Origin of the sequence: Algoriphagus kandeliae (assembly GCF_004571135.1) — a bacterium.
GTDB lineage: Bacteria > Bacteroidota > Bacteroidia > Cytophagales > Cyclobacteriaceae > Algoriphagus > Algoriphagus kandeliae.
In genome coordinates this window covers 117,689-126,743 of sequence record NZ_SPSB01000005.1, presented here as the reverse complement: position 1 = coordinate 126,743, position 9,055 = coordinate 117,689, and the positions used below count along the sequence as shown (strand labels likewise).

Here is a 9,055-nt window from a genome sequence, read left to right as displayed (position 1 = left end):
CTTTTTTGTTTTAAGGCAAATTGTTTGAAACCTGCTTTCAGAATACTTATTTCAGGGGATTACTTTCAAGAGGTTTAGCTGGTTAGAATGTCCCGATTCATCGGGAAGGTCGCGGGTTCGAGTCCTCCCGACGGTTCGGGATTCCGGAAATCCTCAGAGAAATCTGAGGCTTTTTTGTTTTTTGGAAAGTGTTTAGTTTAAAATTGGAAATAGCTTAGGGCTCTCATTTTTTATCACATTTTTACTAATGGGTTTTTCTCTAGCCTAGATTCCTTATCTTTGTTTCTTTCAAAAACCACTAAAATGGTATTAGAATTCGAAAAACCCATTGCTGATTTAGAGCAGAAATTGCAGGAAATGAAGGACCTCGCCAAGGGCAGAAATATCGATTTAAGTTCCGATATTGAGTCCTTGGAAGAAAAGATCCAAAATTTGAAAAAGGAAACCTTCGAAAATTTGACCCGCTGGCAACGAGTTCAGTTGTCTCGGCATGCTGACCGGCCATATGCCTTGGATTATATTTACGAAATCACCAATGACTTCATAGAACTTCATGGAGACAGAGGTGTTCGCGATGATAAAGCCATGGTTGGCGGTCTTGGAGATATTGACGGACGGACAGTGATGTTCATTGGTCAGCAAAAAGGCCGAAATACCAAGCAGCGTCAAGAGCGTAATTTTGGAATGGCCAATCCAGAAGGATACCGAAAAGCACTTCGCCTAATGAAAATGGCGGAGAAGTTTGGTAAACCTATCGTGACTTTGATCGATACTCCTGGAGCTTTTCCTGGTTTGGAAGCTGAAGAAAGAGGTCAGGGAGAAGCTATTGCTCGAAATCTTAAAGAAATGTTCATGTTGAAGGTTCCTGTCATCTGTATAATTATCGGTGAGGGAGCTTCAGGAGGTGCATTGGGAATTGCAATCGGAGATAAGGTTTATATGCTAGAAAATACTTGGTATTCCGTGATTTCTCCTGAGTCTTGTTCTTCTATTCTTTGGAGATCTTGGGATTACAAGGAGCAGGCAGCTGAAGCACTTAAACTCACTGCTAAAGACATGGAAACCAATGGTTTGATCGATGGAATTATCCCTGAACCTCTTGGAGGAGCTCATAAGGATTTGAAGACTATGGCTAACACGGTTAAAGAAACAATTCTTTCAGCCTTGAAAGAGTTGGATAAAATCAAGCCCGAAAAGCGAATCGAACAGCGAATTGATAAATTCTGCTCCATGGGAGTAGTAGTTGAATAAAATCAAAAATTGAATTCATCTTATTCTAATTCCAGAAGCAATCTTACCAATGGATAAGGTTGCTTTTGGTTTTTTAGAACAAATCAGTTATCAAACATGGAATTATATACTGTCAATACAGGCTTTTTTAAACTAGATGGAGGAGCAATGTTTGGCGTTGTTCCCAAAGTCCTTTGGTCCAGGACCAATCCCGCCGATGAGAATAATCTATGTACTTGGGCTATGCGTTCATTATTGGTGGTTGATGGAAATAGAGTAGTTTTAATTGATAATGGGATCGGGGATAAACAAGACGCGAAGTTCTTTTCTCATTACTATCTCCATGGAGATGATTCTTTGGAAAAGTCTTTTAAAAAACTTGGCGTAGCTTTTCATCAAATTACTGACAACTTCCTGACCCATCTTCATTTTGACCATTGTGGTGGGGGAGTGAAATATGGTTCTCATGGGCAATACGAAATGACGTTTCCCCGGGCTACCTATTGGACAAATAAAGATCATTGGCAATGGGCAACCGAGCCAAACCCGAGAGAAAAAGCTTCCTTTTTGAAGGAGAATATCCTGCCGATGCAGGAATTGAATCAGTTGGAATATTTGGATTTGGAGAAAAAGCAGCTTTTCCCAGGTTTTGATTTCATTACAGTTGATGGTCACACCGATAAGCAGATGCTTCCAAAACTGTCCTACAAAGGCAGAACCATCGTTTTTGTTGCAGATTTGTTGCCTTCGGTGGCTCATATTCCGATTCCTTATGTGATGGGCTATGACACGCGTCCTCTATTGACCATGGATGAAAAGGCCAGGTTCTTAGAAGAAGCTGTTGATAATGACTATATCCTTTTCTTTGAACATGATCCGATAAATGAATGCTGTACGCTGAAGCGAACAGAAAAAGGAATTCGGGTGGACCAAACTTTCCGATTGGATGAAATCTAACTTAAAAATCGGGATAGCGCTATCAGGAGGAGGAGTAAGAGGAATCTCTCATCTAGGAGTCCTCCAAGGCTTAAATGAAGCAGGAATATTTCCAACTCAAGTGAGTGGGGCCTCTGCCGGAGCTATTGCAGGTGCCATGTATTGCCACGGCTATTCTCCATCAGAAATCCTAAAAATAATCGTTGAGACCAATTACTTTAAATTTCTACGTCCTGCCATTTCCTGGAAAGGAATATTGAAAATGAGCAGCATCGAGGGTTTATTCAAAACCTATTTGCCTCACAATGATTTTTCCAAGCTGAAAATTCCACTCAGTGTAACGGCAACCGATATTAAGAAAGGGAAGGCTGTGTATTTTTCCGAAGGTGAATTGATAGGCCCTGTCATGGCATCGAGCTGTATCCCGGGGATGTTTGAACCCATTGTGATTGGTAATAAGTACTTGGTTGATGGTGGGGTTTTGAATAACCTTCCTATAGAGCCATTGGACGGTACTTGTGATTATGTAATTGGAGTCAATTGCAATCATCTTCCTGAAGAAAGCGATATCAAAAATATGCGTAGGTTAATTGAGCGCTCCGTAATAATGACGATGAATTATAACGTGTACAGTAGAAAGTCCCAATGTGATTTTTTTATTGAAGCCCCGGGTTTGGGTAAGTATGGGGTTTTTGATATAAAAAAAGCATCTGAATTATTTCAAGCTGGGTATGAAGAAACCATGCGCTATATTGACCAAAATCCTACAATTTTGGAGTTGAAGAATTTAGAGAAAAACCCTTAATCCTATGATGAAATTTCTTTCCAAAATTGTCTTTTGGATAACCGGTTGGAGTTTAAATGCAAATTGGCCAAAAGGAGTGAAAAAGGCGGTATTAATCGCAATTCCCCACACTTCCAATTGGGATTTGCTTTATGCCAGAGCGGCGTTTTTCCTGATGGATATTCCTGTAAAATACACCATCAAAAAGGAAATCATGGTAGGCCCTTTGGGTTGGCTTCTAAAAGGTTTGGGAGGAATTGCAATTGATAGAAAACGAATTCCCGGAGGCAAAAAGCAGACCTATACCGAGGCCATGACTTCCATGCTCAAGGATTCTGATGAGCTAGTAATTATGGTTACTCCTGAAGGAACGCGAAGTGCGGTAAAAAAATGGAAAACGGGATTTTACCATATAGCATTGGGAGCTGAAGTACCTGTAGTTGTAGGTTATCTGGATTACAAAAAGAAAGAAGCGGGAATCGGTCCAGTGATTTATCCAAATGGGGATATTGATGGGCAAATTGAGGAATTAAAAGCCTTTGGAAGAACAGTTACACCAAAGCATCCTGAAAAAGGAGTGGTTTAAGCCTCGTGATTTTTGATTAAAAGGGTTAAATAATCTTTCAGAATTCTGAATTCGGCATCATCCACTTTTCCATCTGACCAGACTTTTTTGATCAATTCGTAAAGCCCCGAATATTCTTCCCGAATTTTCTCATTTCCTTCCAATTCAAAGAATGATTTGAGTTTATAAACCTCCTGATCATTGATGTCTCCGCTGGAAAGAATACCCTGAAACATTCCATTGATAAAAATTTGGTCGGGATTATGACTGGTATTATTACTGCCAATCTCTTCTAAAAAAAGATCTATGGATTCATCAATTTCGTCAATTTCTTCCCCAGAAATTTTTCCGGAATCTATGATGGGTTTTATTCGGGCAAAAAGATGTTGGAAAGGTTCATAGCTGCATAAATGCTCATATTGGCCACACCAGCTTTTGAGGGCAGCATATTCATTTCGGGTAATGACTCCATCCAAAGAGACACCATAAATCAGGCCTGCAAGTTCTTTGGCGGCATTTTGAAAATGAGGATTGTTTGGCTTTTCCATGGTCATTTGGGTTTATGATATAAGTTACGATGTATTTCTAAAAAATGCCCATTCTCTTCTCCTTAATTACTCTTCAAAATTTTAAATGGATGAAAAGAATTTATGAAAATTCTAGGTTAGAAATTCAATCATAGACTGGTGTCGAATTAATTTTAAAAGCTAAGCAACCTTTCCTAGCAAGCCCGCATCTTCTTATTGTCCTCAAAATTTAATGTCCGATTTTGTACAAAAACGTCTTAAAACGGACAGAAAATAATGGATAGAATCCCTTTTGAATTGATTTTAACCCCTTTTCGCCTTTGGCACATTCTATGAACAACTCTAAGCAAAACAATCCCATGATGAAACGTACAATTATTCCTGCCCTGATTTTATTCCTGTTTTTTCTAGGCCTATCTGCCAATGCTCAGGAAGTAGAAACCCGAACCCCCGGAAACTTTACGCAAGTTGAATCCGGTGGAAGTTGGGATGTTTATATATCGATCGGCAATCGAGATGAGGTTGAGATTGAAGCCACAAACGTGAGCCTAGATAATGTTATTACAGAAGTGGATAATGGTAAACTCAAACTACGGCTGAAGAAGGGCAATTACCGAAATGTCAAATTAAAGTTTTATGTGACCATGCGTGAATTGGAGGGCATTGGTTGCTCCGGTTCTGGAACTATCACCGTGGAGAATGATTTTGACACGGACCGGTTGAGTTTGGGTGTATCTGGCTCAGGATCTATCATTCTGCCAAAAGTGAAAGCAAATGAAATCTATGCAGGAATCAGTGGCTCTGCTGATATTGAAATTGCAGGAGGAGAAGCCGACAAATTGAAGATCGGACAATCGGGTTCCGGCGATTTTAAAGGTATGGATCTTCAAGCAAGATCAGTGGATGTAGGAAAATCCGGTTCAGGTGAAACCTATATCACTGCTCTGGATGAGCTAAAAGTAGGCGCTTCTGGTTCAGGTGACGTTTTCTACAAAGGAAACCCTCGAACCAACATAGGCGTCTCCGGATCAGCAAAAGTTATAAAAAAATAAACTAAACCAGCACCATGATGAAAAACCGGTCAACTTCTAGTTGATCGGTTTTTTTATACTATTCCAGGTAGCGATTTAGGACTTTGAATTCATTCATCACACGGTAGGCTGCTCGGGTAATTTCCGATTGAAAATCCGGAGAACCATAATCAAAATTGGCAGCTGTATATCCCTGCCAAATAGTATTTCCTCGCTTGGAATCAATCACATAGATGACAAGCATCCCGTTATTTTCCTTGTATTTCACTTGATTGTAGGTTTCGCCTTTTTCCCGTTCTTCCTCCTTTGTGTATTTGTTTTCCTCTTCCTCTTCAACTACTCCAGCACCCTGACGCTTCAACCAGTAATCAAATTCTGGCTGAACATATCCCCGATATCTAACGGAATCCATAAAAAGCTTATAACTCACCAACATATCCGGTTTTTCTTCTTTTTCACGAAAACCTTGTGAACCCAAACGTGCCCCTATGGTAGCATTTAATACGGGAGAAATTAGCATGGTGTCTTGTTCCGTCGGTTCTACAAAGGCAAATGTTTTATATCGTTTAAAATTCCCTTGGTAGTTGTAATCGTATTCGGTGACGTAATCCTTTTGGGTAAAACAAGACGTAAACGCCAATAAGGTGAAGAAAGACAGCAGTGTAAGTTTTCGCATGGCTTTATTCAATTTTGGATATGTGATATTTTCTGTAACCCTTTCTGAAAGTGATGGTTTAAACTTCTGAACTTCAGCTACCTAAAATTTAGGAAATCATTTTCAAAATTTTGAATACTCCATTAATTCTTCTTCATTTTTGAATTAATGATTGAACATTTTGAGTTAATCGAAAAAGGGCATAATTCAAATCACCATAATTTCGAATGAAACATTTTGAAAGGCAGCTAGAGGAAGTGAAGAATTGCCGGCTTTGCGAGCAATATCTTCCTTTAGGACCAAGGCCGGTTTTTTCCATTCATCCAAGTAGTAAGATTTTGATCGTGGGTCAAGCTCCCGGTACAAAGGTTCATGCTACTGGAATTCCTTGGAATGATCCTTCTGGTGATGAACTTAGACGTTGGCTCGATATTGATCGGGAGACATTTTATGATGCGTCTATTTTTGGGATAATGCCGATGGGTTTTTGCTATCCCGGTAAGGGAAAGGGAGGAGATTTACCTCCTCGCCCCGAATGTGCGCCACAATGGCACGATTTACTAAAAAAATGGATGCCCGAAATTGAGTTGGTTTTATTGATAGGGGCCTATGCTCAGAATTATTATCTAGGAAAAGAAAAGAAGAAATCCCTTCGGGAAACTGTCAAAAACTACCAAGAATATCTTCCTGAATTTTTTCCCTTGGTTCATCCTTCTCCTCGCAACAGGCGTTGGATGAAAACAAATCCGTGGTTTGAGGATGAAGTATTGCCTATTTTGAAAATTAAAGTGGAGGAAATTATCAAGAAATCAACCTGAAAGTGGTGGATTGATTTAAAGACAGTTTTTTAGTCCTTCTTTGATAGGGGTAGGCTTCCATCCAAAAGTCTTCTCGAATTTGCTGCTGTCCAAGCAATAATCTTGATCCAATTGATAATGCAATTCTTTTACCTCTTTAAGTGGTGAAATAAACCAACCCAAAATCCAAATAGCCCAGGCTGGTAAAACTTGCAGCTTCAAGTTGGTTGAAAGGAGTCCATTTAAAATTTTGACAACATCCTCTCCACTTGGGTAGGAGGAGTCTGTGGGTAAATTCCAGGTTTGATTCCAGGTGTCTTCTTTCAAAGCAAGAAAAGCAGTAGCCCGCCCAGCATCTGGGATATAGGTAAAAGAATGGCGCTTTTTGCCATTATAGAGCCATTGAGGAGATTTACCGGCTTTCATTTTTTCGATGACTAACTCATTGAGGAAACTATTGCTGGCATTAGGTCCATAAAAATCCGCTGACCGCGTTACCATTGCTGTGATATTTTCTTCAGCCACTTCACGCCAAAGCATTTGTAAAATTTCCATTCGGACTTGTCCTTTTTTGCTCGTTGGGTTGAGTGGCGTTTCTTCTGTCAAATGTCCCACAGCTGCAGGGTCACAGGCATACATATTGTCAAAAAAGATCAATTTGCTTTGATGCGTGATGCAAGCATCGAGTGTGTTTCGCATAATTTTTGGCCAATCTCTCTGCCAGATTTTGGTATTGTAGGTAATACCTGCTAATAAAAACACCAAATCAGCTCCGTCACAAGCTTTCTCAACAGCCTCAGCATCCAACAAATCTCCTTGGATCAATTGATCATTTTCATTGACTTTTTGGGGATTTCTGCTGAATTGAAAAATTACCCATCCTTTTTGGTTTAATTCCTTGGAAACAATTCGAGCAATATTTCCATTTGCTCCAAGAATGACTGCTTTTTTCATAGACCTAGGTTTTAATGGTTGATTTTAAAAAAAATGAGGATAGAAAAGGGTTGAATATGGAGTTTGGTCATAGCTTATTGAACTTTTATTCCCCACTTTTCCAATAACCCCGGCAAACCTTCCAAGTCAAATTTTGCTCCCTTTACCTTGTTTATCTCCGGGTCGATGCGAAAGTGAATGGCTTGCCGGAAGTCACTTTTTTCCAGATTGCTTCTATCAAATACAGTTCCGCTAAGATCCGAACCTTGAAAACTTGCCTCTTGAAGTTCGGCTTGGGTAAAGTCTACCTCGAGTAATCGGCTATTGATGAATCGGGATTTTTTAAGCTTGAGGTTGAAAAAATTGCAGTAGTCCAACTGGCAATTCTGAAAGTTGAATTCTAGCAAAAAAGGATTGGCCGAATTGAAGTGGACGCCCAAAACTTTACATCGCTCAAACTTGACTTGTTGAAAGGAAACTCCAGAAACTTTGGCATTGCTTAAATCACAATCTTTGAAAGTGCAATCTTCAAAACTAGCTCCATGAAAATTCAAGTTGGAGAAATTGCAACCAACAAATGTGCAGGAATCATACTCCCCAACCTGAAAATCGGAAGTGCTTTTGTTCTGAAATGTTTGGTCAGAGAAGTAGGGCATATTTTTAATTGGTTTTTCTGGCACTTCAATATTCGATGTTCAGCTTTCGATATTCATCATTGCTAAAAAATATCGAATAACGAACATCGAATGATGAATAACGGATATTACAGTCCCGCCAAGTCCCATTTTGCGATGGTATCTTGAATCAGTTTTAGGACTTTCGCATTGACTTTTTCAAAGTACTCTTTTGCCTGTTCTTCATCAAAGTTTGGATAGCCTTGCTCTTCCTGGTACAAACCAATGGAAGAAGGAAATGGAACTGCAGACCAAGTACCTTGCTTGGGGTATGCCGTAGCTTGATTGGGATTGTAGCGTTCTTTGTGTACCAAAGTCGGATCTATGGCTTGGATATAAGCGGTTTCATTCAAGCCTGCATGTCCTCCATCCTCTTTAAATACTTCCAAGGTTACATCCGAAGCATAGCTCCACCAGTTAATAACTAAAGTTCTGACTCCCAATTCATTGGCTACTTCTCCTGCAATCTTTTGTAGAACAGCGGTTTGACCTCCTCCATGCCCATTGAGGATGATGATATTTTTAAATCCATTTCGAGCAAGGCCTTTTAAAATATCCCGAATAAATGGCCCATAAGCCTCTTCCGTTATTTGAAAAGCGCCCGGGTAATTAGCCATGGAACCTGTGATACCATAGTTTAGAGTGGGAGCAATCATGGCGTTCAAATCATCGGCGATGTCCTTTGCCATTGCGAAAGGAGCTGTATTATCTGCTCCATTGTTAATTACACCATGGGGTTCCAAAGTTCCGGTAGGTAAAAGAACCGTTTGGATTTTCTCTGGAACAAATTCAGCAAATTCCATCCAATTGATCCGATCCATTTCCCTAGTGCTTGGGCTTTGTGCATAGGTTAGTGAAAGGATCAAAAAGGAGGAGAGGAATAAGGCTATTGCTTTCATGGGGATTGGTTTTTATAAATCATA

At 39.8% G+C, this 9,055-nt stretch carries 11 protein-coding genes and 1 tRNA gene; 7 read left to right on the top strand and 5 right to left on the bottom strand.

The window, feature by feature from the left end; translation table 11 throughout:
* Nucleotides 1-71 precede the first annotated feature (71 nt).
* The 5 genes from E4S40_RS17120 to E4S40_RS16425 all read left to right on the top strand — a co-directional run bounded on the left by E4S40_RS17120 (nucleotide 72) and on the right by E4S40_RS16425 (nucleotide 3,536).
* A tRNA-OTHER gene (locus E4S40_RS17120) sits at nucleotides 72-129 on the top strand.
* A 174-nt stretch (nucleotides 130-303) separates the two neighbouring features.
* Nucleotides 304-1,251, top strand: a complete 948-nt coding sequence (locus E4S40_RS16440) for an acetyl-CoA carboxylase carboxyltransferase subunit alpha (protein WP_135076814.1) — start codon at nucleotides 304-306, stop codon at nucleotides 1,249-1,251.
* A 96-nt stretch (nucleotides 1,252-1,347) separates the two neighbouring features.
* Entirely contained in the window at nucleotides 1,348-2,187 is an 840-nt protein-coding gene (locus E4S40_RS16435) for an MBL fold metallo-hydrolase (protein ID WP_135076811.1), read from the top strand.
* A complete protein-coding gene (locus tag E4S40_RS16430) occupies nucleotides 2,177-2,971 on the top strand; it encodes a patatin-like phospholipase family protein (protein WP_135076808.1) in 795 nt (264 codons plus the stop codon). The genes E4S40_RS16435 and E4S40_RS16430 overlap by 11 nt, the downstream gene beginning before the upstream one ends.
* A gap of 4 nt (nucleotides 2,972-2,975) precedes the next feature.
* Entirely contained in the window at nucleotides 2,976-3,536 is a 561-nt protein-coding gene (locus E4S40_RS16425; protein ID WP_135076805.1) for a 1-acyl-sn-glycerol-3-phosphate acyltransferase, read from the top strand.
* Here the strand turns inward: E4S40_RS16425 and E4S40_RS16420 are convergent.
* Nucleotides 3,533-4,063, bottom strand: coding sequence for a hypothetical protein (locus tag E4S40_RS16420; RefSeq protein ID WP_135076802.1), 531 nt, complete (start codon nucleotides 4,061-4,063; stop codon nucleotides 3,533-3,535). The two genes, E4S40_RS16425 and E4S40_RS16420, sit on opposite strands and share 4 nt — an antisense overlap.
* 338 nt (nucleotides 4,064-4,401) lie before the next feature.
* Here E4S40_RS16420 and E4S40_RS16415 point away from each other — a divergent pair, with 338 nt between their 5' ends.
* Nucleotides 4,402-5,094 carry a head GIN domain-containing protein gene (locus E4S40_RS16415; RefSeq protein WP_161971820.1) on the top strand — a complete coding sequence of 231 codons (693 nt, stop codon included), beginning with the start codon at nucleotides 4,402-4,404 and terminating at the stop codon, nucleotides 5,092-5,094.
* Between the two features lie 58 nt (nucleotides 5,095-5,152).
* Here the strand turns inward: E4S40_RS16415 and E4S40_RS16410 are convergent, their stop codons facing one another.
* Nucleotides 5,153-5,749, bottom strand: a complete 597-nt coding sequence (locus E4S40_RS16410) for a DUF4136 domain-containing protein (RefSeq protein WP_135076796.1) — start codon at nucleotides 5,747-5,749, stop codon at nucleotides 5,153-5,155.
* Between the two features lie 206 nt (nucleotides 5,750-5,955).
* Between E4S40_RS16410 and E4S40_RS16405 the strand changes: the two genes are divergently transcribed.
* A complete protein-coding gene (locus E4S40_RS16405) occupies nucleotides 5,956-6,546 on the top strand; it encodes a uracil-DNA glycosylase family protein (protein ID WP_135076793.1) in 591 nt (196 codons plus the stop codon).
* A 15-nt stretch (nucleotides 6,547-6,561) separates the two neighbouring features.
* Here E4S40_RS16405 and E4S40_RS16400 read toward each other — a convergent pair whose 3' ends face one another.
* The 3 genes from E4S40_RS16400 to E4S40_RS16390 all read right to left on the bottom strand — a co-directional run bounded on the left by E4S40_RS16400 (nucleotide 6,562) and on the right by E4S40_RS16390 (nucleotide 9,031).
* A complete protein-coding gene (locus E4S40_RS16400) occupies nucleotides 6,562-7,479 on the bottom strand; it encodes an NAD-dependent epimerase/dehydratase family protein (protein WP_135076790.1) in 918 nt (305 codons plus the stop codon).
* Between the two features lie 74 nt (nucleotides 7,480-7,553).
* Nucleotides 7,554-8,114, bottom strand: a complete 561-nt coding sequence (locus tag E4S40_RS16395; RefSeq protein WP_135076787.1) for a pentapeptide repeat-containing protein — start codon at nucleotides 8,112-8,114, stop codon at nucleotides 7,554-7,556.
* Nucleotides 8,115-8,221: 107 nt separating this feature from the next.
* Nucleotides 8,222-9,031, bottom strand: coding sequence for a creatininase family protein (locus E4S40_RS16390; RefSeq protein ID WP_135076784.1), 810 nt, complete (start codon nucleotides 9,029-9,031; stop codon nucleotides 8,222-8,224).
* Nucleotides 9,032-9,055 lie beyond the last annotated feature (24 nt).

Excerpts from the sequence above, each read along its gene's own strand:
- E4S40_RS16400 (WP_135076790.1), bottom strand. The coding sequence starts at position 7,479 with ATGAAAAAAGCAGTCATTCTTGGAGCAAATGGAAATATTGCTCGAATT.
- E4S40_RS16390 (WP_135076784.1), bottom strand. The coding sequence starts at position 9,031 with ATGAAAGCAATAGCCTTATTCCTCTCCTCCTTTTTGATCCTTTCACTA.
- E4S40_RS16410 (WP_135076796.1), bottom strand. The coding sequence starts at position 5,749 with ATGCGAAAACTTACACTGCTGTCTTTCTTCACCTTATTGGCGTTTACG.
- E4S40_RS16430 (WP_135076808.1), top strand. The coding sequence starts at position 2,177 with ATGAAATCTAACTTAAAAATCGGGATAGCGCTATCAGGAGGAGGAGTA.
- E4S40_RS16425 (WP_135076805.1), top strand. The coding sequence starts at position 2,976 with ATGATGAAATTTCTTTCCAAAATTGTCTTTTGGATAACCGGTTGGAGT.
- E4S40_RS16440 (WP_135076814.1), top strand. The coding sequence starts at position 304 with ATGGTATTAGAATTCGAAAAACCCATTGCTGATTTAGAGCAGAAATTG.
- E4S40_RS16395 (WP_135076787.1), bottom strand. The coding sequence starts at position 8,114 with ATGCCCTACTTCTCTGACCAAACATTTCAGAACAAAAGCACTTCCGAT.
- E4S40_RS16405 (WP_135076793.1), top strand. The coding sequence starts at position 5,956 with ATGAAACATTTTGAAAGGCAGCTAGAGGAAGTGAAGAATTGCCGGCTT.
- E4S40_RS16415 (WP_161971820.1), top strand. The coding sequence starts at position 4,402 with ATGATGAAACGTACAATTATTCCTGCCCTGATTTTATTCCTGTTTTTT.
- E4S40_RS16435 (WP_135076811.1), top strand. The coding sequence starts at position 1,348 with ATGGAATTATATACTGTCAATACAGGCTTTTTTAAACTAGATGGAGGA.
- E4S40_RS16420 (WP_135076802.1), bottom strand. The coding sequence starts at position 4,063 with ATGGAAAAGCCAAACAATCCTCATTTTCAAAATGCCGCCAAAGAACTT.